Source organism: Mesorhizobium sp. M0437, from assembly GCF_040321335.1.
Classification (GTDB): domain Bacteria; phylum Pseudomonadota; class Alphaproteobacteria; order Rhizobiales; family Rhizobiaceae; genus Mesorhizobium.
The window spans coordinates 1-23,377 of sequence record NZ_JAMYRK010000047.1 but is presented as its reverse complement, the minus strand read 5'-3'; the positions used below and the strand labels follow the sequence as shown (position 1 = coordinate 23,377).

The 23,377-nt window shown below is 64.6% G+C and carries 18 protein-coding genes and 1 tRNA gene; 10 read left to right on the top strand and 9 right to left on the bottom strand.

The features are described from left to right. Window positions 1–40: 40 nt before the first annotated feature. On the bottom strand, window positions 41–1,192 hold the full coding sequence (locus NKI72_RS24375; RefSeq protein WP_352851056.1) for a hypothetical protein: 1,152 nt from the start codon (window positions 1,190–1,192) through the stop codon (window positions 41–43). Window positions 1,193–1,546: 354 nt separating this feature from the next. Here NKI72_RS24375 and NKI72_RS24370 point away from each other — a divergent pair. After that, window positions 1,547–1,622: transfer RNA gene (locus NKI72_RS24370), tRNA-Thr, on the top strand. 35 nt (window positions 1,623–1,657) lie between these two features. Here the strand turns inward: NKI72_RS24370 and NKI72_RS24365 are convergent. The 3 genes from NKI72_RS24365 to NKI72_RS24355 form a co-directional block, all read right to left on the bottom strand. Then, window positions 1,658–2,278 (bottom strand): LysE family translocator, encoded by a 621-nt coding sequence (locus tag NKI72_RS24365; protein WP_352767109.1) that lies wholly within the window; start codon window positions 2,276–2,278, stop codon window positions 1,658–1,660. Between the two features lie 109 nt (window positions 2,279–2,387). After that, window positions 2,388–3,014 (bottom strand): hypothetical protein, encoded by a 627-nt coding sequence (locus NKI72_RS24360; protein WP_352470024.1) that lies wholly within the window; start codon window positions 3,012–3,014, stop codon window positions 2,388–2,390. Between the two features lie 319 nt (window positions 3,015–3,333). Next, window positions 3,334–6,018, bottom strand: coding sequence for an ATP-binding protein (locus NKI72_RS24355; protein WP_352851054.1), 2,685 nt, complete (start codon window positions 6,016–6,018; stop codon window positions 3,334–3,336). 331 nt (window positions 6,019–6,349) lie between these two features. Between NKI72_RS24355 and NKI72_RS24350 the strand changes: the two genes are divergently transcribed. Next, window positions 6,350–6,520, top strand: coding sequence for a hypothetical protein (locus NKI72_RS24350; RefSeq protein WP_352681299.1), 171 nt, complete (start codon window positions 6,350–6,352; stop codon window positions 6,518–6,520). A 26-nt stretch (window positions 6,521–6,546) separates the two neighbouring features. Here the strand turns inward: NKI72_RS24350 and NKI72_RS24345 are convergent, their stop codons facing one another. From NKI72_RS24345 to NKI72_RS24325, 5 genes are all read right to left on the bottom strand, one after another. After that, window positions 6,547–8,136 carry an indolepyruvate oxidoreductase subunit beta family protein gene (locus NKI72_RS24345; RefSeq protein WP_352767116.1) on the bottom strand — a complete coding sequence of 530 codons (1,590 nt, stop codon included), beginning with the start codon at window positions 8,134–8,136 and terminating at the stop codon, window positions 6,547–6,549. Beyond that, entirely contained in the window at window positions 8,129–10,282 is a 2,154-nt protein-coding gene (locus NKI72_RS24340; RefSeq protein ID WP_352851052.1) for a thiamine pyrophosphate-dependent enzyme, read from the bottom strand. The genes NKI72_RS24345 and NKI72_RS24340 overlap by 8 nt, the downstream gene beginning before the upstream one ends. Window positions 10,283–10,324: 42 nt before the next feature. Next, on the bottom strand, window positions 10,325–10,804 hold the full coding sequence (locus NKI72_RS24335) for a MarR family winged helix-turn-helix transcriptional regulator (RefSeq protein WP_352455076.1): 480 nt from the start codon (window positions 10,802–10,804) through the stop codon (window positions 10,325–10,327). Next, the gene (locus tag NKI72_RS24330) at window positions 10,804–12,375 is read right to left on the bottom strand and encodes a phytoene desaturase family protein (protein WP_352851051.1); all 1,572 of its coding nucleotides are present in this window, start codon (window positions 12,373–12,375) and stop codon (window positions 10,804–10,806) included. The genes NKI72_RS24335 and NKI72_RS24330 overlap by 1 nt, the downstream gene beginning before the upstream one ends. Window positions 12,376–12,506: 131 nt before the next feature. Continuing rightward, window positions 12,507–13,298, bottom strand: coding sequence for a cyclase family protein (locus tag NKI72_RS24325; RefSeq protein ID WP_352540480.1), 792 nt, complete (start codon window positions 13,296–13,298; stop codon window positions 12,507–12,509). A 117-nt stretch (window positions 13,299–13,415) separates the two neighbouring features. Between NKI72_RS24325 and NKI72_RS24320 the strand changes: the two genes are divergently transcribed. The 8 genes from NKI72_RS24320 (at window position 13,416) to NKI72_RS24285 (ending at window position 23,365) form a co-directional block, all read left to right on the top strand. Beyond that, window positions 13,416–14,990: a phytoene desaturase family protein gene (locus tag NKI72_RS24320; protein ID WP_352540479.1), complete on the top strand. Its 1,575-nt coding sequence runs from the start codon at window positions 13,416–13,418 to the stop codon at window positions 14,988–14,990. A 107-nt stretch (window positions 14,991–15,097) separates the two neighbouring features. Next, the gene (locus tag NKI72_RS24315; protein ID WP_352813732.1) at window positions 15,098–16,624 is read left to right on the top strand and encodes an ABC transporter substrate-binding protein; all 1,527 of its coding nucleotides are present in this window, start codon (window positions 15,098–15,100) and stop codon (window positions 16,622–16,624) included. 64 nt (window positions 16,625–16,688) lie between these two features. Continuing rightward, on the top strand, window positions 16,689–17,696 hold the full coding sequence (locus NKI72_RS24310; RefSeq protein ID WP_352540477.1) for an ABC transporter permease: 1,008 nt from the start codon (window positions 16,689–16,691) through the stop codon (window positions 17,694–17,696). Then, complete coding sequence (locus NKI72_RS24305; RefSeq protein ID WP_352851049.1) at window positions 17,689–18,537, top strand: ABC transporter permease; 849 nt, start codon at window positions 17,689–17,691, stop codon at window positions 18,535–18,537. Before NKI72_RS24310 ends, NKI72_RS24305 begins: the two co-directional genes overlap by 8 nt. Then, a complete protein-coding gene (locus NKI72_RS24300; protein WP_352767129.1) occupies window positions 18,534–19,424 on the top strand; it encodes an ABC transporter ATP-binding protein in 891 nt (296 codons plus the stop codon). The genes NKI72_RS24305 and NKI72_RS24300 overlap by 4 nt, the downstream gene beginning before the upstream one ends. Further along, window positions 19,417–20,247 (top strand): ATP-binding cassette domain-containing protein, encoded by an 831-nt coding sequence (locus NKI72_RS24295; RefSeq protein WP_352851047.1) that lies wholly within the window; start codon window positions 19,417–19,419, stop codon window positions 20,245–20,247. Before NKI72_RS24300 ends, NKI72_RS24295 begins: the two co-directional genes overlap by 8 nt. Window positions 20,248–20,327: 80 nt before the next feature. Continuing rightward, a complete protein-coding gene (locus tag NKI72_RS24290) occupies window positions 20,328–20,927 on the top strand; it encodes a VOC family protein (protein WP_352830399.1) in 600 nt (199 codons plus the stop codon). A gap of 143 nt (window positions 20,928–21,070) precedes the next feature. Continuing rightward, window positions 21,071–23,365 carry a bifunctional salicylyl-CoA 5-hydroxylase/oxidoreductase gene (locus NKI72_RS24285; RefSeq protein WP_352813735.1) on the top strand — a complete coding sequence of 765 codons (2,295 nt, stop codon included), beginning with the start codon at window positions 21,071–21,073 and terminating at the stop codon, window positions 23,363–23,365. Window positions 23,366–23,377 lie beyond the last annotated feature (12 nt).

Here is a 23,377-nt window from a genome sequence, read left to right as displayed (position 1 = left end):
AACCTGAAGCGCGTCGCATGAGGCCGGAACGCGACGTGCTTTAGGGAACGACAGAAACGCGGATCTCGTAGATGTCGACCGACTTGCCCTGCTTGTCGAAGTCGGAATTAATGGCGATGGTGCCGGCAGCGCCCGGACGCTTGTTGGGAAAGCGCACGTCGAACAGATATTCATTGCGCTCGCGACCGACGGCATAGCGCTTGCGGCCGCAGTCGCCGAGTTCGCCGAAATTGCAATCGACGGAAATCTGCGTCTCCTGGCCCTCCTCGCAGCGCGCGATGATGTCGAATGTGGCATGCTTGCCGGCCAGTTTTTCCAGCACGCCTTGTCCGACGTCGAAGCTGATGGCCGAGCCGGATGCCCCCGAGCGGATGCGCAGGAAGGAACCGCTTTCGTCCTGGATGACGTCGGCCTTGGTGTCCGACGGTGCATTGACCTGCGTCGGGTCACCCGGCGAAAAGACGTTGATCCAGTCGTGCGCCTGGTCCGCCTCGCCCTGCTTCGGCGGCGAAGCGGTGTCGTCCGGCGTGAAATCATCGCCGTCGACCGTTGGCGGCGCTTCCGGCGGCGCCGTGTCGAGCTCGGTCGCCGATTTGAAGACGCCGGTCTGGTTGGCGAAATAAAGGCCGATGCCGGCGGCTGCGAGCAGCGTCACACCGAAGAAGATCGCGGTCAAGGGCAGGCGCCGCCGCCTCGCCCGCCGGTCGTCGCGGTCGGGCGTCACTTCCGCGTCGTCGGTTTCGGCGTCGGCTTCGGTCGGAACCGAGGCCCCCATGTCGATCACCGGCGCCTCGGCAACAGGCGCATCGGGCATGATGTCGGGAACGACCGGCAGGACGCGCGACCGCGGCGCATCGGATTCGGGCGGCTGCGCCGGACCGTCAACGACGACATCGGGCGACGGCGCGGCTTCAGCTTCTGCCGGGGGCTCCACCTCCGGTGCTGCCTCCAAACTGTCGGTCGGCGCGGCGACGTCGGCAACCGCCGGCAGGAATTCCGATTCGATTTCGGTGATCTTCGCCTGGACCGCCTTGCGCCGCTTGATGGCGACTTCCACGGTGACGTTTGGATTGGCCTGCAGGGCACGGTCGAGTGCCGCGAAAGCCGATCGATAGACCCGCTCGCGAAACGCCCGGTCGTCGGCATTGCCTTTCTCGAAGGCATTGCGGATCGCTTTTTCGATCGCGTCCAAGCGAATTCCCTCTGCAATTTCACTCACATTGCCATGATCGTTAGCCGCAGGCGACCAATCAATCAACAAGCGAGCGGCCGCATTCTGCCTTGCCGAGGGGCACAAAGCTCATTTCGGCGGTTTTCGGTAAAGGAATCAACATTTTTCGCTGATTTTCCCGCCACCGCCAACGTGGCGGACGGGACGGCCTGCCGATACGGCATCACGCGGCCAATGGTAGATCCGCGCGGCGGCTGCCCTTGCGCCCGGCCGGAGGCGGCACGAATTGCCTCGTCCTGAAATCGCGACTGCCATCTTGAATTCGCGGCCGGTTGCGTCTATCACGCAGCCCATCTTGGAAGCTCGGCTTCCCGGGCCGCTTTAGCTCAGTTGGTAGAGCACATCATTCGTAATGATGGGGTCAGGTGTTCGAGTCACCTAAGCGGCACCAAACGGCCTATCCCGCGCGCCTGCTTCAACCAGCGCTCAGCCGAGTGGAAAAGCTGACGCCGCCGAGACGAGGGCGAGCATTGCCAGCACGATCCCCGCCGCCCGACAGATGACGCGATGATGCCGCACCGCGGCAGCGCGCACGAGCGGACGCGAAAGCGCGACGGCCAGGAATCCGTACCAGCCTATGTCGATGATGGCGACGATGGCCGCGACCATCAGCATCTCGTTCGAGGTCCGGATCGGCAGCATCAGCCCCATGAAGGCGACGGCGAAGAAAGTGGCGGTTTCAGGCGAGAGAATGCTGATGAGAAACCCTCCGGCAAACAATCCGGCCTGCCGAGGCGCTTCGCCGATGGCCGGCGGCGCCGTTCTGGCGATGCGCAGGGCCATCCAGCCAAGGACGGCCGCACCGGCGATCTTGACCGCCGGCACCGACAGCGACCCGGAAAGATGAACGGCGCCAAACGCCACCAGGACCGCCAGCACGGCGGTACCGGCGCCGATCCCGGCCACCAGCGGGATCGTCCTGCCAAAGCCGTGCAAGGAGGCAAGGCTGCCGGTCGCGAGGCCAATAGGGCCTGGCGTGATCATGATCACCGTATATGCCGCCAGGAATTGCAGCATCGCCGTCGACAGAATAAGCGAACTTGACATGCCAGTCTCCCGTTTGCTGCGCCGGTTACAGATTAGAGAAGAATCACCGTCGCGCTCCCACTCCCTGTTTCTCACCATGCGACGCGAAAATGCTTAGATGTTTTCAGATTTACTTTCCAAATAGAAGAATATCCCCGCGTGCCCAAAGCAGGTAACAGACGAGAAGCGTCGCAGGGATTGCGATAGCCTGGATCTGATCGGTGCGAGCGTCAGCAATGACGCGGGCGACTTCGGTCGCGGTGACGATAATTGCCGGAAAGCGGCTGAGCAGTACCGAAAGGCGGAAGAGCTCCGGCATTTTGAGGCCGAAGAGCACCGCGCCATGCGCGCCGAGCCTGAAGGCGCTGCCGAACTTGCCCACGGCATGGAGCAACCCCGATGTCACGACCAGGATTGGATTGCCGACGAGCAGCAGACTTGACCCGAGCACCAATGACCCGGTGCCGGACAGAAAATCTGCGCGCTGTATTACCGACGGGTCGAGATGTCCGTTGCTGAGGGCGCGATGATACTCCTCGCCGCTGCGCAAGAAGATGGCGCTCGCCACCAGCAGCGCCAGTGAGTTCCAGCCGCCGGCGAGGTCGTGGCCGAACATTAGAGGCGCGGCGAAAGTGCTGCTCGCCTCGGTTAGCGCCAACCGAATCTGCATGAACATGGCCATGCCGAGGCCCAGCACATTACCGGCAATATAACAGCCTCCGGGTCCTGAAAGCCGCACCGCGACCGCTTGTGCCAATCGTTGTCCTGGCCAGCGCCGCTGGGCATCCGCTTTTTCGCTTGCCGACATCGCCCCTGCTCCTGGTACGATCCGCCCCAGCGACGGACGCCGGCGGCGGCCCCCGTTCCGCCGCCGTTGCCCGCCTTCTCCCCCGGATCGTGAAGGCGTCGTGGTGTTGGGAGGTCCATCCACGCTGCGAGCAGAAGCCTACGCGGAGCGGCGGGCGTGCAAATCGGTACCGCCACCCATTTTTAGGCGGTCGATTTCCCAGTTTTCGCGGAAATTTTGCTGTGGGAACTACCCAGAGCCTGTTCCATCTCGACAGAATCGGCTGGGATCATGATCCAGTCTGGTGCGGTTCCAGCGGATGGGTGCCCGTCAACAGCCACGGCTCGCCTCGCAGGCGCAGGAGGATTTCCATGCGGTTTGCGGCATTGAGCTTGCCGAGCAGCGAGGAGACGTGATGCTCGATCGTGCGGGGCGAGCGCGACAGCTGGCGCGCGACCTCCTTGTTGCTGATGCCCTGGGCGATCAGGGCGAGCACCTTCTGCTCGTGCCGTGTCAGGCCGAGTGGATGGCGGCGAGCTGCCGCATAGGGTCCGCGCTGCACCTTCGGCAGCAGGCCTGACAGGCCCTGACGCTGCGCAAGCTTGCGCGCGAGCGCCCCGGCCGCGGGCGCGTCGATCTGGTCGAGCATCGCCACGGCGCGAGCGCGCGCCGCCCCCGCATCCGCCCCACGAACCTGCATGAGGGAAAGCGCTGCCTCATAGGGCAGCGACAAACGCGTCCACTCCGCCGCGGCGGTCTGCGGATCGCCGAGAAGCTCGGCGGACCAGGGCGAGGGAATCGGCGCCGATTGCGCCGGCAGCGACCCGGGCATTCCGCATCGACGCCACCAGACCGACAATTCGCCAAGGTCCCGGGGGCGGAAATTGTCGAGGTTCATAGCCGCCAGCTCGGTAAGCTGCGCGTGGCTGGCGCCGACATCCTCGGCAAGCCAGGCCGCCTCCGCCAGCGCCAGGCGAACCGGGACGATACGCTGCGGCTCGCCGGTCGTCTGGCCCTCCACAAGCGCGCGCTGCAAAAGGTCGACGCCGTCGGTCTCGCCCAGCCTTACGCGGACCGTGCCAAGCACGGTGAGCGCCGGCAAGTGCATCACCATCGGCAGGCGTTCCACATTCATGACGCCCTGAGCGATGGTTGCGGCCTCGCGAAACCGGCCCTGTTCCATGCAAAGCTGCGCCTGCCGGCCGAGCAGGTATTGCGCCGCCGAATCGAGGTCGTGCCTGGTGCAGAATGCGATGCCTTCGGCCAGCAGCCGCTCCGCCAGCTCGAAGTCCTTGGCCACCACCGCGCATTCCGCAAAGTTCGTATAGGCCCGCGCCGCATGGTCGTGGAGCCCGTGCTCGAGCGCCAGGGCAAGGCTTTCCTCCAGCCGCTCAACGCCGCCGGGGCGGTTGGCAAACATGAGCGCGGTTCCGACATTGTTGAGGGCGTGAACACGCGTCTCGACCTCGCCCAGCCGATCGGCCAGACTGATCGCGCGCTCGCCCCATTCGATCGCCTCATCGAAACGATAGTGCAGCATGTGGAGCTGCGAGCGCGTGCTGTAGGCCATTGCCACCTCGGGACCGGGCGGCAGGCTTTCCACCTCACGCACGGCCTGGTCCGCATATTCCTCCGCCTGCGGGCCTTCGCCGCGCCGCCAGTGCAGCCGCGACAGCCAGCGTAGATTAAGGCCTACCTTGTCGATCCGGCCCAGCTGCCGCCAGATAGCGATGGCGCGATGCCGGGCCTCGATGATGGCGTCATAGACAAGCAGCGCCAACCCGGCCTCGTATGCCCAGTCCTCATGGAGCTGCGCGGCCAGCTCCGGCGGGGCCTGGTCGACATATCTGAGTGCGGTCGCCAGATGCGAGGCCGCCTCCCGATGCGCCCCCAGGCGCGCGGCTTGGCTGGCGGCGAGCGGCGCAAGTTCGAGCACGCGTTCGCCATTGTCGGCGCCGCCGGCGTGGTGCACGCGGCGCGAAAGCAGAGCGCTTGCCTGCGAGGCCGGAACTTCCGAGAGTGCCGCTTCGACCTTCGCATGGAGCGAGCGTTGCACAGAGGGGGAGAGCCGGTCGAGCGTCGCTTCCCTGGCAAGCTCGTGACGAAATGTCAGCGCGCCCTGGTCGTCCCGCCGCAGCAATCCGCGCACGACACATCGATCGACGAGCACTTCGGCCTCGGCCCCGAGAAGGGCCCGGATCAGCCACGGCTCAACGCTGCCCGGCATGATGCTCATGACCTCCAGGACGTCGCGCTCTCCCGGCGTCAGGCGCGACAGGCGCGACCACACCGCGTCGCGTATGGAATCGGGCACACGCGCCCATTCGGTCTCGCTGCTGGACAGGAGCTCGGTAACGAAGAAGGGATTGCCCTCGGTAATGCGATAAAGCCCATCGGCGGAGCGGCCGGCCTGTTCGGCCAGCATTGTCACCGCCTGGGGAGACAGCGGTCTAAGCGTCACGCGGCGTACCGAGGCGGCGGGAAGATCGCCGAGCACGTGGGTCAGCGGGTGATCGGCGTTCAAATCCTCTCTGCGCATGCTCAGCACCAGCATGGTGCGGAGCAGGGAGACGCGGCGCCCGAGATATCTTACGAGGTCGAGCGTCGCATTGTCCGCCCAATGCATGTCCTCGAAGATGAGCACGGTCGTGCCCTTGGCGCGCTGCAGCGCATTCAGCAATGCCGGGAAAAGCCGCTCCGGCGCAGCGGTCTCCTCAAGCAGCGCCGCCACGCGCGGGTCGAGCAAGTGCGCCATGTCCTGGAGAGGGCCCAATGGGCGCGGCGTGAAGAGCGCCTCGCACCAGCCCCACAGCACCCGGCAGTCCCGGTCGGCGTTTTCCGCGAATTCGCGCAGCAGAGAGGTCTTGCCCAGGCCCGCCTCGCCGTGCACCAGCACGGTCCCGCCATGTCCGGCAGCAGCTCTCTCGGCCGCGGCCAACAAAGCTCCAAGTGGGTCCTCTCGCTCAAGCAGCATCAAGCCCGCGCCTCCAGAATATTGAAGGTACAACAGCAGGCAATGAGTGCAACACAGTCGTTTCACATGGCCGGGGATGTTTGGCAAATAGCCGCTCGGAACCGGGCGTCATTTGTCCTGGAGCAGATATGTTTGCTGCTGCCGTAGGCACGAAGGCCACAGAACAGGCAGACCGCCACGGCTGCAAGCCGTCGGCAGGCCTGGCGAAGCGGACAGGATAGCCTTCACTTCCTTGGTGACAGTGGCGAAAGAAACGCGTTCCATAGATCCAGCCCCAAGCCCATCTCATCGTCGGCTGTTCCGGCCTGACGTTCAACAGGGGGAGAAAATCATGGAAGAGGAAGACGACATCCTGAGCGACCTGAGCTATGTCGCCGAAAATTTCGACGATGTGGGAAAGGAAACGATCATTCTGGTGCTGGAAGCCGCGATCGCCGAGATCATCGGCCTCAGAATCACCGTGCAGACTGCCGCGTCGAAGGCGAAATGGGCGCCAGACTGAGTTGCAGCCGGGGTTGAACGAGCGCCTCAGCTCACCGGATTGTCGCCCAGCGACGCCACAGTCTTCAGCGCGCCGTCGAGCATGTCGCCCTTTTCGTCCTTCAGCGCCGCTTCGCGCAGGCGCCGGATCCAGTCTGCGGCGTCCGGGCGGCCCTTGAGCTGGTCGAGCGCCGACAGCACCCGGTCGAATTTCGACTGGGCGCGGGCGTGGGTGTCGCTGTAACCCTTGATCAGCCGGCGGCAGTTGAGGATCTCCGTACCAAGCGCGTAGTCCTGGCCGACTTGGCCCAGCGCCAGCGCATACCAGCGCTCGAGATGCGCGGTCTCGGCCTTGTGGCGCAGCAGGCGGCGGCGCCAGCGGCGCAGGCCGGCGATGAACCACAAAGCGGCAAAGCCGGCGAAACTGTCGGTGCGGATGCGGCGGCCGCGATTGATGCGGCGGTCGAGAAAGGCGGCGAGCTTCGGCCGGTCCTCGATGTAGCTGCCGAGCCCGGCCGGCAGCGTGCCGCAGAATTCCTCGATGCGCGGATGGAAATATTCGGTCACCTGCAGGACCGAGCCGTCCCTGACGCCGACCTCGCGGCGTACGCGTCGGTCGCGGCTAGAGCGCGTCTTCAGGTCGGCGACGCGGATCATGTCGTCGTAGCACATGGCGTTGGCCAGATGCTTGGCGGCGGCGATCGACAGCGCGTAGGCGTGTTCGACATCGTCCAGAGCGACGGCCTTGTCGAGCCTATCGAGATACTCGCCGCCATAAGCAACGTCCTGATAGTCAACCACTTTTTTCAGGCCGCGAAGCGCCATGTCGCGGACCGGAGCCGGCAAAGCATCGACCCGGGCGGCCAGCGATTGCCAGCCTTTTAACAGGCTTTCCGGACCGCTGACTTTTGTCGTCGCGGCTAAGCCGGTTTCGGCGGCCGCCGGCCCTGCAGTCTTGTCGCCCGAAGGCGCACTCGCGATGCCGCGCGCCCGATCGTAGGCGGCGCCGAAGGCGGCTAGGCTGGCCTTGACACCACGGCCGCCGGCACTGACCGCCTGCTCATAGCTTTCGCGACTGAACGGCAAGGCGTCGGAGCCGGCCAGCGCGCCGAGCAGGCTGGCCGAGATCATCGAGCCATTGTCGGCGGCGATCTTCTCCATGTCGAAGGCAATGAAGCGCTTGGCCGCGGCTTCCGCCGTGGCATGCACCTTGGAGGACGAGGCGCGGCCGTCGCCGGGCTCGATCTTCTCCGAGACCGCGGCGATGCGGTGCGACGAGGCGATCAGCGTGGTGCGCTCGGGCGTGACGAAGCCGCGGATGATGGCGCGGCCGGCCTCCATCAGTTCGGCGGCAATCAGGATGTCGACGTCGCCCTGCGACGGCGACAGCGCGAAGACCGGCAGGCGGCCGGTGTCGCGGCACATTTCGACATAATAGATGGTGGCGCCGGTGCGCTGGGCAACGCCGGCAACGGAGGTCGATTGCGCGACGTAGCCGTTGCGCTCGGCGACGTCGGTGATCCAGTCGGCCAGCACGCCACCGCCCTGGCCGCCGACCGCCAGCACGGCAAGCTTGATGACGCGCTCGTCTTCGGGGGCGCCGGCTTTCGAGCGCGATGAGGGCACGGCGTCAAGCATCGGCGAATGTCAGGCGCCGGTTTTCACGGCGCCGCTGCAAGAGACCGATCATGGCGCGACGCGCGGCTTCAAGGAAACGGTCCCAGCGGCTCGGATTGTGGACGACATCGGCGCGGTAGAAGGACGGGCAGAGCACCGCCGCATCGGCGACCTCGCCGCAATTGCCGCAACCGACGCAGCTTTGGTCGATATGCGCCACCGGATCGTCGCGCAACGGATCGTCGAGCGACTTCACCGAAAGCGACGGACAGCCGGACAGCCGCATGCAGGCATGGTCGCCGGTGCAGATATCTTCGTCGACACCGAATTTCGGCTTGACTATGCGCGTCCCGCCCTTGATCGCCTTGTCGACCAGCGGCTTTTCGCGGCGCTGCCGGTTGAGCATGCATTCGGACGAGGCGACAATGACTTTCGGGCCCTTCTCGTCCGTCGTCAGCGCCTCGCGCAGCGTGTCTTGCATTCTGGTTACGTCGTAGGTGCGGTCGATGTGGCGCAGCCATTTGACGCCCATGCCCTTCACCGCCTCGGTGATCGGGTGCTTGGTCGACTTGGTCTTGTTGCCGGCGCGGGACGACAGGATGTCCTGCCCTCCGGTCGCGGCCGAATAGAAATTGTCGACGATGACGATGACGCCGTCATTCTTGTTGAACACGGCATTGCCGACCGAGGAGGTCAGGCCGTTGTGCCAGAAGCCGCCGTCGCCGACGAAGGAGATCGAGCGGCGCTTGGCATCGGGCGAATTGAACGCCGAAGCCGAGGCCGGCCCCAGCCCGTAGCCCATGGTAGTGGCACCTAGCTCGAAAGGCGGCATGATCGAGAACAGATGGCAGCCAATGTCGGAGGCGATGTGGTGCTTGCCCAGCTCCTGCTCGACCAGCTTGGTGGCGGCGAAGATCGGCCGCTCCGGGCAGCCGACGCAGAAGCCGGGCGGCCGGCCCGGGACGACGTTGATCAGGTCGGCGGTGTCGAGCCCGTCGCCGATCTTGTTCGGCGCGCGGACCTCGCTTGGCAGCAGATGCGGGATGGTGGCACGCAGGAACGATCCGATGCCGTCGAGCATCACCTGGCCGGTATATTCGCCGGCCATAGGCAGATGTTCCTTGCCGACGAGCTTGGTGCCGCGGCCGGCCTTGTGCAGCATCGCGGCAAAGGCCTGTTCGATGTAGTTGGGCTGGCCTTCCTCGACGACGAGAACGGCGTCCTTGCCTTCGCAGAAGGACAGGAATTCGTCATCGACCAGCGGGTAGACGGCGTTGAGCACATAGAGCGGTACGTCGGTGTCACCATAAGTGTCGGCGAGGCCGAGCCGCTGCAGCGCCCGAATGACCGAATTGTACATGCCGCCCTGCATGACGATGCCGACCGAGCCGTGCTCCGGGCCGAAAAACTCGTTGATCTTGTTGGCGCGGATGAAATCCACCGCCGCCGGCCAGCGTTTCTGCACCTTTTCCTTTTCGTGCAGGAAGGACGCCGGCGGCAGCACGATGCGGCCGGTGTCGCGGCGCGGCGCCTCGAGCGCATCGGCCACAGTCATCGCCGGGCGCTTGTTGTCCTTGGCGATGAAATGGCCGTGGACATGGCAGCAGCGAATACGGACCTGCAGCATGACCGGCGTGTTGGAAACCTCGGACAGCTCGAAGCCGTCCTCCACCGCCTTGACGATCGACGGCAGGTTCGGTCGCGGGTCGAGCAGCCAGACCTGGCTCTTCATGGCAAAGGCGTGGCTGCGCTCCTGCATGATCGAGGAGCCTTCGCCGTAATCCTCGCCGACGATGATCAATGCACCGCCGGTGACGCCGCCGGAAGCGAGATTGGCGAGCGCGTCGGAGGCGACATTGGTGCCGACCGTCGACTTGAAGGTCGCCGCGCCGCGGATAGGATAATGCACCGATGCGGCAAGCATGGCGGTGGCGGTCGCTTCCGAGGCGCTCGCCTCGAAATGCACGCCGAGCTCGCCCAGGATATCCTGCCCGTCGGCCAGCACGTCCATCAAATGGCTGATCGGCGCGCCCTGATAGCCGCCGACATAGCCGACGCCGCATTGCAGCAGCGCCTTGGTGATGGCGAGAATGCCTTCGCCGGAAAACTCCTCGCCGGCGCCGAGCCTGAGCTTTTCGACTTCCTTGGCAAAAGACCGTTCGGCCATTTTGGGCTCCTTCCGTTACCGCCCCGATGGCGGCGCGTAAGATCAGATGTCGTGCTTGCGAATGTTCTTCAGCATCTTCTGCAATGTCGCGATCAGCGCCGCGTATTCGGCATCGTCGACATCGTCGAACATTGCCTCGAAAGCGTCGTGCATGGCCGGCCAGGCGCGCGCGAACTCGGCGCGGCCATCGTCGGTCAGGAACACATGGCGGATACGGCTGTCGGTGACCCCCTGCTCGCGCCGCACAAACCCTTGCCCCTCCAGCGTGTCGAGCGTGCGGCTCAAGGTCGACTGCTCGATGACGGTATAGACCGAGAGATCGTTGACGGTGACGCCATCGGTGACCGACAACACGGCCAGCGTACGCACCTGCGGAATGGTCAGGCCCTGCTTGCGGAAATTGTCACGCAAGGTGGCGTTGTAGCGGCCCATGATGCGGTTCATCAGATAGGGCGCGAATTGCTGCAGGCCGATCTGGCCCAAAGTCGAGATGCGCTGGCGCTTTTCAACCTTCTGTTCCATCACAGCCTCCCCGCCAGGAGAAAGCCGGAGCCGCCGCCCAAGCCAGCACCCGGATGGGTCGAGGCACCGATGTGGTAGAGACCCCTGACCCCGGTGGCGTGATTGCGGCTCGTCTTGAACGGCCGCCACAGAAACGACTGGTCGATAGCCGAGGAACCGCCATAGGGGTCGCCGCCGACCAGATTGATGTTCATCGCTTCCAGGTCGGCCGGCGAACAGGCGCGGCGTGCGATGACGCTGTCCTTGAACCCATCGATATGGCTGGCAAGGATCGCTTCGGCGCGGTCGGCATAGGCTTCGCGCAGCGCCTCGGTCCAGCGACCGTCTGCCGGTGTTTGCAGTTTGCCGGCGGCATCGCCCTTGATATGCCGTGGCGCCTCGGGCAGTTGCAGCCACAGGACCGCCTTGCCGTCCGGGCAGCGCGATGGGTCTAGCGCGTGCGGCTGGCCGATGCACATGGTCGGCACCTCCGGCAGCATGCCGCGCACGGCTTCGTTGCAGGCCTTCGAGACGCCGTCGAGCCCCGGCGTCAGATGCAGCAGCGCGACCTTGTCCAGGCCCTCGCCGCGCCATGCCGGCGGCTTGTCCAAGGCATAGTGGATCTGGAAATTGCCCTTGCCGTAGCGGTATTTTTGCGCTGCCTGGACGTCTGCTTTCGGCGCCGCGTCGCCGAGCAGCCGCTCGTAGAGCTGGGTCGGCGTGACCGAGCAGATGACGCTCTTGTTCACGTTGATCGTTTCGCCCGAAGCCAGCCGCACGCCGGCGGCGCGGCCTCCGCTTTGGACAATAGCCGCGACGTCGGCGCCGGTGCGGATTTCGCCGCCACGTTCCCTGATCAGGGCCTCGAAGGCGGCCAGCAGATTCCTGGCACCGCCCTTGACGATCGGCGCGCCGGCCGCCTCAAGCGCGAAGGCGATGACCTTGGCGATCTGGCCGGAGAACGCGTCCTCAGGCCCGAGGCCGGCATGCAGCACCCAGGGCGCCCACAGCGCGCGCATCGTTTCCGACTGGTAGGTGCTTTCCAGCCAACCGCGCGCCGGCACCAGCGCGCTGCCGAGAAAGGCGGCAAGGCCACGCGGGCCGCGCCGCCAGGCTTCACCCGCCAGCAGCCTGGCCGTCGGGTAGGACCACAGGCTGCCACCGAGCAGTCCGAACAGCAGACCGGCGTTGCGCTCGATCTCGCCGACATCGTTTGCGTGCCGGTCGCCGTCGCCCGCGGCAAGCGCATTGATCGCCGCTACATTGGCGGTACGATCGGTGCGCAGGACGGCATGGCTGCCGTCCGGGCGCAGCACACCGGTCGGCGTGGAGGTGTTGCAAAACTCCAGGCCGTGCCGCGCCAGATCCTTGCCCAGCGCCGCATAGGCCGGCGAGGTGATGAACAGGACAAAGGTCGTCGCCATCACGTCGTGGATGAAGCCGGGCGCGGTGATTTCTTCGGTGCGCATGCAGCCGCCGATGCGGTCGTTGCGCTCGAGCACCAGCACCTTCGCCCCCTTGCCGCCAAGCATCGCCGAGCAGACCAGCGCGTTGATGCCGCTGCCGACGACGATGTGATCGGGAGCGCTCATCGATGCGTGCTCCTAGCAGAGATTGGCGCTCTACGGCGCCGTAGAGCCGCAGCTTTGCAAGGCTGCCGCTCCCACTCCGTCACCACAGTGCCACTTCCGCACATGATCTTCTCCCGAAGACCGCAGCTACCCTATTGCCTTGGCACCAACGCCAACGCGCGGATCGGGCTGCCGGTGCCGTGCTCGATCTTGAGCGGCGCCGCGATCAGGATCGCGCCTTTCGGCGGCAGCCGGTCGAGGTTGCAAAGGCTGGCGAGACCGTAGCGGTTAGCCTTGTGCATCAGGCTATGCGCCGGGAACGGCGGCTCCATTCCCCCTGCTTTTCCAGCATCCGTGCCGATCGTCTCGCTGCCCCAGCCCTTGATGTCCTTGCTAATCAGATACTGGATGGCTTCGGCGGTCGGGCCAGGCGTGTGCGGTCCGGTCTCATTGGCGTTGAGGAACTCGGCTTCCGAGCCGTTGCGCTTATACCAGTCGGTGCGCATCACCACCCACTCGCCGGGGTTGATAGCGCCATGTTCGGCTTCCCATGCCTTGATGTGATCGACGGTGAGCAGGAAATCGTGATCGGCTGCCGCTTGCTTGGAACAGTCGATGACGTTGACGGGTCCGACGAAGTTCTGCGCCGGAATGGTGTCGGTGGCGCCGTCCGGATAATCCTTGCCGGTGATCCAGTGGTTGGGCGCGTCGAAATGCGTGCCCGAATGCTCCCCGAGCTTGAGCCAGTTCCACGCCCACCACGGACCGTTCTTGTCATAGGCGGAGATGGCGTGGATCTCGATCTTCGGCGTGTCGACCGCCAGTTCCGGCGGCAGCTTGATCAGCGGTGTGTCGGGCCCGAGCGGCGCCGTCAGGTCGACCACCTGAATGGCGCCTGAAAGCAGCTGGCCGGCGACTTCGCCTAAAAGTTGTTGTGTGTCCATGGTCTCTGTTCCCTCTTTCTCGATGGTGCTGAAGGCTCTCGCGGCCCTTAATATCCTACTAGACGAAAACATATGCATCTGCAATTATCTTTAAGCATAAAGGAAATGGGACGGGGCGTGAGCGAGTTCGACGCCATATTTGTCGGGGCAGGCCACAACAGTCTGGCATGCGCCGCGCATCTGGCGCTCAAAGGCTGGAAAACCGCAGTTTTCGAGCGTAATGCAACGATCGGCGGCGCCGTTCAGACGCGCGAATTGACGCTTCCGGGCTTCCGGCACGATTTCGGCGCGATGAATCTCAGCCTGTTCGCCGGCTCGGCCTTTCACAAGAAATATGCAAATGAATTGAAAACCCACGGGCTGGAATTCGTGCCGGTGGCCGACTGTTTTGCCAGCGCCTTCCCCGACGGTCGCTGGTTCGGCGTCAGCAGCGACCTGGAAGTGACCGCCTCGCGCATGGCCGCTTTTTCCGACGCCGACGCACAGACATGGCGCCGTCTGGTTGCGGCATTCCCGGCGGAGGCCGAGCATCTGTTCCGGCTGCTGGGCTCGCCGATGAGCGGCCGTGCGCTCGCCGGCACCGCCTGGAACCTCTGGCGCAAGAAGGGTTTTGCCGGCGCGCTCGATACAGGTCGGTTGCTGCTTTCGTCACCCCGCGCCTGGCTCGAGGATACTTTCGAGTCACCGCATGTCAGGGCGACGCTGGCCACCTGGGGCATGCATCTCGATTTCGCGCCTGACATCGCCGGCGGCGCGGTGTTCCCTTACCTCGAATCCATGGCCAACCAGTGCTTCGGCATGGTGCTCGGCAGAGGCGGCGCCGACACGATTATCCGCGCTTTGTCGGGCATGCTCACGGCCGCCGGCGGCAAGATCGTCACTGGGGCTGATGTCGCCGAGATCACGGTTTCGGCCGGCAAAGCGACCGGCGTGCGGCTCACTTCCGGCGAGACCCACACCGCCACCAAGGCCGTCATCGCCGGTGTAGCGCCCAAGGCGCTGACCGGGAAACTGTTGCCTAACGGATCCGGCGACACCGGCTTCGACACGGCCGTGAAAAAATTCCGCCACGCGCCGGGGACGTTGATGATCCATCTGGCGCTCGACGACCTGCCGGACTGGCGCGCCGGTGCCGAGCTTCGGCAGTTCGCCTATGTGCATCTGTCGCCGTCGCTCGATGCCATGTCCTGGACCTATCAGCAGGCGATGTCAGGGGTGCTGCCGGACGAACCGGTGCTGGTCGTCGGCCAGCCGACGGCCGTCGATCCCTCGCGCGCGCCGGACGGCAAGCACGTACTTTGGGTGCAGGTGCGCATGCTGCCAGCCGAGATTGCAGGCGATGCGGCGGGCACGATCGCGGTGGCTCACTGGGACGAGGCTAGGGAGCACTACGCCGAGCGCGTCCTCGACATTATCGAGCGCTATGCGCCCGGCCTTCGTCGGAAGATCCTCGGCCGCGCCGTGTTCTCGCCCATCGACCTCGAACGCGAGAACCCGAACCTTGTCGGCGGCGACCAGATCTGCGGCAGCCATCATCTGGCGCAGAATTTCCTGTTCCGGCCGGCGCGCGGTTACGCTGGCTGGAACACGCCGGTCGGCAATCTGCACCTGACCGGGGCGGCAACATGGCCCGGCGCCGGCACCGGGGCGGCGTCGGGCTTCATGCTCGCGCAACAACTTGGCGGGAGGTAGGCTCCATTTTTCATCTAGGGTGAAGGAGGACAAGGCGCGGTTGCCCAAGGAGCCTGAACCCACCGATTGACAACGACACCGCGCATAAAAGCAACAGGGGAACGACCATGACAATCAACAGACGAGAATTGCTCGGATATGGCGCGGCCGCACTTGGCGCCACGGCGCTCGGCCTGCCGCAAATCGCCAGGGCTGCCGGCGAACTGACCATCGCCTACAATGTCAATTTGCCGTCCTGGGACCCGACCACCGGGCCTTCAGCGGTCAACCCGACCATCCAGGGTCTGTACCAGTCGGTGTTCGACCAGTTCATCCCGCAGAAGCCGGATCTTTCTTTCGCGCCCGGCCTGCTCACCGAATGGGGCTGGAACGAGGGTCGCAGCAAGATCATGATGACGGTGCGCGAGGGCGTCACCTGGCATGACGGCTCGCCATTCACGGCCGAAGACGTGGTCTGGTCGCTGCAGCGGGCGGGCGATGAAAAAACCGGCAACCCGATCCAGTTCGTCTGGAAGAACGTCAACAACTTCAAGATCGACGGCAACAAGATCACCGGCGACGTCGTGCAATTCGACCCGGTGTATTTCAAGTGGATGTCGTTCCTGACCGGCTACATCATGCCGAAGGCCTATTACGAAAAGGTCGGCGCCGAGGGTTTTGAGAAAGCCCCGATCGGCACCGGGCCCTACATGGTCGACAAATTCGAGCGCAACGCCTTCCTGCGGCTCAAGGCCAACCCGAACTACTGGGGCGGCAAGCCGGCCTTCGAGAACGTAACCATCAAGTTCGTTACCGATGCGGCGAGCCGCGTCGCCGAGATCGAGTCCGGTTCCTCGCAGGTGACGCTGGAAATCCCCTATGAGGAGTATGACCGCCTGATCGCCAAGGATGGACTTGCCGGCTCATGCAAGAACGTTTCCGACATCGGCATGATCTTCTTCAACGACATCGACGTGATGCTGGACAAGAACGTGCGCCAGGCGGCGGTGATGGCGGTCGACAAAAGGCTTTTGGTCGACCGGCTGCTGCGCGGTTACGGCCAGCCCATCGATACGCTGGAGACGCCGGAATACGCGGCCTACGATGCGTCGATCAAGATGGAGCACAATCCGGACAAGGCCAAGGAACTGCTGGCCGCCTCCGGCTATTCGCCGGAAAAGCCGGTCAAGTTCACGATACAGACGACCAAGGGCTTCAAGCCCAAGGACTACGAGATGATCCAGGCGATCGTCGGCATGTGGCGCAAGGTCGGCATCGAGGCGACCATCGAGGTCTACGAGATCGCCAAGCACTACGAGCTGCGCGCCGCCGACAAGCTGGCGCCGGCGGCCTTCTACAATTGGGGCAATGCCATCGGCGATCCCACCACGTCGACCGGCTTTGCCATGTATGGCCCGAGCCCGCACTCGGTGTGGGACAGCCAGGACCTGATCGACATGATCAACCCGCTATGGGGCGAGAAGGACGAGGCCAAGCGCATTGCCGGCTGGAAGGCCGTCGACAAATATATCGCCGAACAGGCCTATGTGCTGCCGCTGATCCAGTATGCGCAGCCGATCGTGCATGCCAAGGGCGTCAATGTCGTGCAGCATGTGTCGGGCGCACTTCTGCCGGCGCTGATGAGCCCGGCCTGAGACAGTCTTCGGCTTGTCGCGCGCCGTCCGGAATGACGGCGCGCATTTTCCGCCACGGGCGACCATGCTGCTGCAAAGATTCCTGATCCGTCTTCTGACGATGGCGATCACGCTGTTCGGCGTGGCCGTCGTCGTCTTCGTCGTCATCCGTGTCGCGCCAGGCGATCCGATCGCGATGATGCTGCCGCCCGGTGCAACCGATGCCGACATCGCGCGTCTGCGCGCGCTTTACGGGCTGGACAAGACCATCGTCCAGCAATTTTTCATCTGGCTGGCAGGTGTCGTCAGGGGCGATTTCGGCACTTCGATTTCGCTCCGGCAGGATGTTCTGGGCCTGGTCTTCAACCGCCTGCCGGCGACGCTGGAACTCGCGATCGTCGCGCTTGTGATGGCGCTGGCGATCGGCGGCACGACGGCGATCCTCGGCGCGCGCGAACGCGGCACCGCGGTCGAAGCCGGCATCGACATTGCCAGCGGTGCGGCACTCTCGATTCCCGATTTCCTGTGGGGCCTGGTGCTGATCCTTCTGTTTGGCGTGCTGGTGCCCATCTTCGACATTTCTGGCCGGGTGTCGCCGCAGCTCGACCTGCCCTTCGCCACGCAATTCTATCTGTTCGAAAGCATCGTCCGGCTGCGCTTCGACCTGACCAGGGACCTGCTGGCACACATGCTGATGCCGGCGATTGCGCTGGCGCTGCCGCTGGCCGCGATCATCTCGCAGCTGCTGAAACAGTCGCTGAAGGAAGTGCTCGACCTCGACTACGTCGTGCTGGCGCGGGTAAAGGGCTTTTCGGAAACGCAGGTCATCCTGCGCGAGGCGCTGAAGAACGCGGCCCTGCCGACGCTGACGCTGGTCGGCGTGCAGTTCACCTTCCTCATCGGCGGCACGGTCATCGTCGAACGACTGTTTTCCTATGAAGGTCTCGGCAACATGGCGATCGATGCCGTCATCAACCGCGACCTGCCGCTGATCCAGGGCATCGTGCTGGTCTTCGCGCTGCTGTTCGTGCTGATCAACCTTGCCGTCGACATGATGTACGCCCTGCTCAATCCGAGGCTGCGCCATGGATGAGGCCCGCATTTCGAGACATGGCTCGCGGGCACGCCTGTGGCTGGCCGGCGGCTGGCTGCTGATTGCGCTGCTGGCCGCGATTTTTGCGCCGTTGGTCGCACCGCAGGACCCGCTGGCGCAGGATTTGATGCTGGAGCGGCTGCCGCCTTTCTGGATTGATGGCGCCGAGCCCGGCTACTGGCTCGGCACCGACAGCCTCGGCCGCGATCTTCTGTCACGGCTGATCTTCGGTGCCCGTATCGCCTTCATCGTCGCCTTCGCGGCAGCCTTTGCCGCCTGCCTGGTCGGCTCGACGCTCGGCCTGATCGCCGGCTATTTCGGCGGCTGGGCCGACCGCATCATCTCACGTATCGTCGATGTCTGGATGGCGTTTCCGCCGGTGCTGTTTGCCATCCTTCTGGTCGCCGTGCTCGGCACCGGCTTGAGCTCGGTTATCATTGCCATTGCCGTCATCGACTGGACGCGCTTCTGCCGGGTGATCCGCGCCGAGACGATGGGCCAGTCGCACATGGACTATGTCGAGAACGCCCGCATCGCAGGCTACGGCCGCATCGGCATCATGCTGCGCGAAGTGCTGCCCAATGTGGTGCCGTCGATCGTCGCGCTGCTGTCGCTGGAGATGGGCATTGCCGTCATCGTCGAGGCGATCCTGTCCTTCGTCAATCTGTCGATCTCGACCGACGACCCGACCTGGGGCGGCATCATCGCCGAGGGTCGCCTGTCGATCCATCAGGCCTGGTGGGTGCTGGTGTTCCCGCTGGTCACCCTGATCCTGACGGTGCTGTCGTTCAGCCAGTTTGGCGAGGGCCTCAGGGCACGTTTCGATCCGGTGCTGCGATGAACGCGCAGGCGAAACCCTGCCTCGACATACGCAGCCTTAGCGCGGTGCTGCCTAATGGCCTGCGCGTGCTGCGCTCGGTGTCGCTCGCCGTCGAGCCCGGCGAGGTGCGCGCGCTGGTCGGCGAGAGCGGCGCCGGCAAGACGATGATCGGCAAGGCGGTGCTTGGCGTCCTGCCTTCGAGCGTGCGCATCGTCGAAGGCGATATGCTGCTCGAGGGCGAGGACCTCGGCAAGCTTCAGCCAAAGGCAAGGCGCACGCTGATCGGCGCGCGCACGGCGCTGATCCCGCAGGATCCGCTTACCGCGCTCAACCCGTCACGCCGCATCGGCCCGCAGATGACCGACCGGCTGGTGCGCATCCTCGGCTGGAGCGGCGAGAAGGCCGATGCACGCATCCGCCGATTGCTGGACGAGGTGCAGATCCGCGACCCCGAGCGTGTCCTCAAATGCTATCCGCACGAGCTGTCCGGCGGCATGCGCCAGCGCGTGCTGATCGCCGCGGCGTTTGCGGCCGAACCAAGGCTGATCGTCGCCGACGAGCCGACCACGGCGCTCGACGTGACGGTGCAGAAGCAGATCCTGCGGCTGATCGCGCAGCTGCAGCGCGAGCACGGCACGGCGATCCTGTTCGTTACCCATGATCTCGGCGTCGTCGCCAAGATCAGCCAGAAGGTCTCGGTGCTCTATGCCGGCAAGGTGGTGGAGGAGGCCGAAACGGCCGCTCTCTTCGCTGCCCCGCAGCACCCCTACACGCGAGCGCTGATGGCCGCGACTCCGCGCTACACCGATCCCTTCGCTTCGCTGAAACCCGTGGACGAGGCGGTACTGGCCGGGCTAGCCGCGGAGATCGCCGCCGCCGATCAGGCCTGGAGGCGCCCGCATGGCTGAGCCGCTGTTTTCCGTGCGTGGGCTGAAGGTCGCGCTGCCCGACATGACGCGCAAGCCGCTGATCGGCCGCGCGCCCTTGGCCGAGATCCTGAAAGGGCTGGATTTCGACCTGCCAAAGGGATCGGTGACCGGCATCGTCGGCGAATCCGGCTCCGGCAAATCGACGCTTGGCCGCGCCTTAGTGCGGCTTCTGGAGCCGAGCGCCGGCAAGGTCATCTTCGACGGCCGCGACATCACACACCTGCCTGAGGCCGAGCTCCGGCCGCTGCGCCGCAATCTGCAGATGATCTTCCAGGATCCGATGTCGTCGCTCAACCCGCGCCGCACCATCTTCAGCATCATCGCAGCACCGCTCAAGCAGAACGGGCTTGGCGACAATCTCAGGGATCGTGTCGCGGAGGCGTTGCAGCGCGTCGGCCTGCCGCAAGGCTTCGCCAGCCGCTATCGTCATGAATTGTCGGGCGGCCAGCGCCAGCGCGGCGGCATTGCCCGCGCGCTGGCGCTGTCGCCGAAATTCGTGCTGGCCGACGAAATCGTCTCAGGCCTCGACGTGTCGACGCAGGCACAGATCCTGACGCTGCTGGAAAAACTCGCCGCCGAAATGGGCCTGACCGTTGCCTTCATCAGCCATGACCTGTCGGTGATCCGGCGGCTCTGCCGGCAAGTGATCGTCATGCGCGAAGGCGCGATCGTCGAAGCCAGTGCGACCGACGCTTTGTTCGAGCAGCCGCAGCAGGGCTACACGCGCGATCTCCTCGCCGCCATTCCGCTGCCCGAGATCGATGATGCCTGGCTACTTCCCGCCGCAAAGGCGCCGGCATGAAACACAATCCTATTCGCACGCTAAAGAGCGGGCCTCAGGCGTGCACCCGGCAAAATGTCCCGCGATGGAGGATGACTGACATGAAGAATGCAATCCGCTACGCAGTGCTCACCGCCACCGTGCTGGGAGGCATCGGCACGGCTTACGCCAGTTCCATTCCCGGCATGCGTGGCCACGACCACACCGGCGTCACCGTCCCCGACATGGAGCAGGCGGTCGATTTCTTCACCGAGGTGGTTGGCTGCAAGAAGGCGATGTCGTTCGGCCCGTTCGCCGACGACAAGGGCACATTCATGCAAGATCTGCTGGGCGTCGATCCCAAGGCGGTGATTGAGGAGATCATCCTGGTCCGCTGCGGACACGGGTCGAACATCGAGCTGTTCAAATACACCGCGCCGGACCAGAAGGACCTGACGCCTCGCAACAGCGACATAGGCGGCTTCCTTATCGCCTTCTATGTCGACGACATCGCCGCCGCAAAAGCTTATCTTGACGGCAAGGGCGTCAAGACGCGGATGGGACCGCTGCCGGTTACCGAAGGCCCGGCCGCCGGCCAGACCATCCTCTACTTCCAGGCGCCCTGGGGCTTGCAGTTGGAAGCGATCAGCTATCCCAATGGCATGGCCTATGAAAAAGATGCGGAGACGGTGCTGTGGAGCCCGAAGAACCCGGAAAAATAGCCCGGGGCGTCCCTGGCCTGCGCAAGCCGACTGCCGGCAAGCTGGGTTTCTGGAACGGATTGTTTCAATCCTGAAACTTCAAGCTTGAATTAATCCGTCTCAGGCGTAAACTCGACAAACAGAAGCGAAGAGGAGATCGCACGATGAAAGTTGCGGTTCTCGGCGGCGGACCAGCCGGGCTCTACTTTGCCATCTCGCTGAAGCTCAGGGATGCCGCGCATGAGGTCACGGTGTTCGAGCGCAACCGTGCCGATGATACGTTTGGCTGGGGCGTCGTGCTGTCGGCCGAAACGCTGGAGAACCTGACCAAAAACGACCCGGTCAGCGCCGTCTGGATCCGCAAGCATTTCGCCTATTGGGACGATATCGCCGTCATCCATGACGGCGTGCGCACGGTCTCGACCGGTCACGGCTTTTGCGGCATTGGCCGCAAGCGGCTGCTCACGTTGCTGCAGCGGCGGGCGCGCGAACTCGGCGTCAAGCTGGTCTTCGAAACCGACATCGCCGATCCCAAGCCATATATGGAGACGCACGAGCTGGTTGTCGCCGCCGACGGGTTGAACTCGAAAGCGCGGGGCGCCTTCGTCGACGTGTTCAAGCCCGATATCGACATTCGTAGATGCAAGTTCGTCTGGCTCGGCACCCACCAGAAATTCGACGACGCCTTCACCTTCATCTTCGAAAAGACCGAGCATGGCTGGGTGTGGGCGCATGCCTACCAGTTCGACAGCGATACCGCGACCTTCATCGTCGAATGCAGCGAGCAGACCTGGCAGCGCTTCGGCTTCGGCGCGATGTCGCAGCAGGAATCGATTGCCGTCTGCGAGCGCATCTTTGCCCGTCATCTCGGCGGCCACGCGCTGATGACCAACGCCAATCATATCCGCGGCTCGGCGTGGATCAATTTCCCGCGCGTCTTGTGCGAACGCTGGTCCTACAAGAACCTGGCGCTGATGGGCGACGCGGCGGCGAGCGCGCATTTCTCGATCGGTTCCGGCACCAAGCTGGCGCTGGAAAGCGCGGTGGCGCTGGCCGACTATGTCGAGTCCGAGCCAGACCTCGAGGCCGCCTTTAGCAAATATGAGGACGCCCGCCGCACCGAAGTGCTGAAGCTGCAGTCGGCGGCGCGCAATTCGCTCGAATGGTTCGAGGAGGTCGAGCGCTATCTCGGCCTCGATCCGGTGCAGTTCAACTATTCGCTGCTGACGCGTTCGCAACGCATCAGTCACGAGAATTTACGGCTGCGCGATGCCGAATGGCTGGCCGGCGCCGAGGAGTGGTTCCAGCGCCAGGCCGGCGCCGGGGGCAACAATCTGCGTCGCGCGCCGATGTTCGCGCCGTTCCGGCTGCGCGGCATGGGGCTGCAGAACCGCGTCGTCGTCTCACCGATGGCGCAGTACAAAGCGGTCGACGGCTGTCCGACCGATTGGCATTTCGCCCATTACGCCGAACGGGCCAAGGGCGGCGCCGGTCTCCTCTACATCGAGATGACGTGCGTCAGCGCGGAGGGCCGCATCACGCCTGGCTGCCCCGGTTTCTATGCGCCCGAGCATGAGGTCGCCTGGAAGCGGCTGGTCGAGTTCGTCCATGCCGAAACCGAGGCCAAGATCTGCGCCCAGATCGGCCATTCCGGTGCAAAGGGGTCGACCAGGCTCGGCTGGCAGGGAACCGACGTGCCGCTGCCCTCAGGCAATTGGCCCGTCATGGCAGCATCTTCCGTGCCGTGGTCGCGGGAAAACCAGGTGCCGAAGGCGATGGACCGCGCCGACATGGATATGGTGCGCGACCAGTTTGTCGCTTCGGCCGAGATGGCGGCGCGCTGCGGCTTCGACATGCTCGAAATCCACGCCGCGCACGGCTATCTCCTGTCCTCCTTCATCACGCCCTTGACCAACCGGCGCACCGACTCCTATGGCGGCTCGCTGGAAAACCGCATGCGCTACCCCTTGGAAATCTTTCATGCGGTGCGCGCCGCGTGGCCGGCCGAGAAGCCGATCTCGATGCGCATCTCCGCCAATGACTGGCTGGGCATCGAAGGCGTGACGCCGGCCGATGCCGTAGAGATCGCGCGGCTGCTGCATGAGGCCGGCGTAGACATCTGCGACGTATCGGCCGGCCAGACGTCGGCCGTGGCAAGACCGGTCTATGGCCGCATGTTCCAGACGCCGTTTTCCGATCGCATCCGCAACGAGGTCGGCATGGCGACGATGGCGGTCGGCAATATCTATGAGCCGGACCACGTCAACTCGATCCTGATGGCGGGCCGCGCCGATCTCGTCGCACTGGCTAGGCCGCATCTTGCCGATCCGTATTGGACGCTGCACGCGGCCGTCACGCTTGGCGATCGCGGCGTCAAATGGCCGGATCCCTATCTGCCCGGCCGCGACCAGCTCTACCGGCTGGCCGAACGCGAAGCGGCAGCGGGCTTGAAAATATGAGTGCCGCGGGGA

Coding starts and splice junctions, on each gene's coding strand:
- NKI72_RS24315 (WP_352813732.1), top strand. CDS start 15,098: ATGACAATCAACAGACGAGAATTGCTCGGATATGGCGCGGCCGCACTT.
- NKI72_RS24305 (WP_352851049.1), top strand. CDS start 17,689: ATGGATGAGGCCCGCATTTCGAGACATGGCTCGCGGGCACGCCTGTGG.
- NKI72_RS24355 (WP_352851054.1), bottom strand. CDS start 6,018: ATGCTGCTTGAGCGAGAGGACCCACTTGGAGCTTTGTTGGCCGCGGCC.
- NKI72_RS24330 (WP_352851051.1), bottom strand. CDS start 12,375: ATGAGCGCTCCCGATCACATCGTCGTCGGCAGCGGCATCAACGCGCTG.
- NKI72_RS24300 (WP_352767129.1), top strand. CDS start 18,534: ATGAACGCGCAGGCGAAACCCTGCCTCGACATACGCAGCCTTAGCGCG.
- NKI72_RS24345 (WP_352767116.1), bottom strand. CDS start 8,136: ATGCTTGACGCCGTGCCCTCATCGCGCTCGAAAGCCGGCGCCCCCGAA.
- NKI72_RS24295 (WP_352851047.1), top strand. CDS start 19,417: ATGGCTGAGCCGCTGTTTTCCGTGCGTGGGCTGAAGGTCGCGCTGCCC.
- NKI72_RS24325 (WP_352540480.1), bottom strand. CDS start 13,298: ATGGACACACAACAACTTTTAGGCGAAGTCGCCGGCCAGCTGCTTTCA.
- NKI72_RS24290 (WP_352830399.1), top strand. CDS start 20,328: ATGAAGAATGCAATCCGCTACGCAGTGCTCACCGCCACCGTGCTGGGA.
- NKI72_RS24340 (WP_352851052.1), bottom strand. CDS start 10,282: ATGGCCGAACGGTCTTTTGCCAAGGAAGTCGAAAAGCTCAGGCTCGGC.
- NKI72_RS24285 (WP_352813735.1), top strand. CDS start 21,071: ATGAAAGTTGCGGTTCTCGGCGGCGGACCAGCCGGGCTCTACTTTGCC.
- NKI72_RS24335 (WP_352455076.1), bottom strand. CDS start 10,804: ATGGAACAGAAGGTTGAAAAGCGCCAGCGCATCTCGACTTTGGGCCAG.
- NKI72_RS24310 (WP_352540477.1), top strand. CDS start 16,689: ATGCTGCTGCAAAGATTCCTGATCCGTCTTCTGACGATGGCGATCACG.
- NKI72_RS24365 (WP_352767109.1), bottom strand. CDS start 2,278: ATGTCAAGTTCGCTTATTCTGTCGACGGCGATGCTGCAATTCCTGGCG.
- NKI72_RS24350 (WP_352681299.1), top strand. CDS start 6,350: ATGGAAGAGGAAGACGACATCCTGAGCGACCTGAGCTATGTCGCCGAA.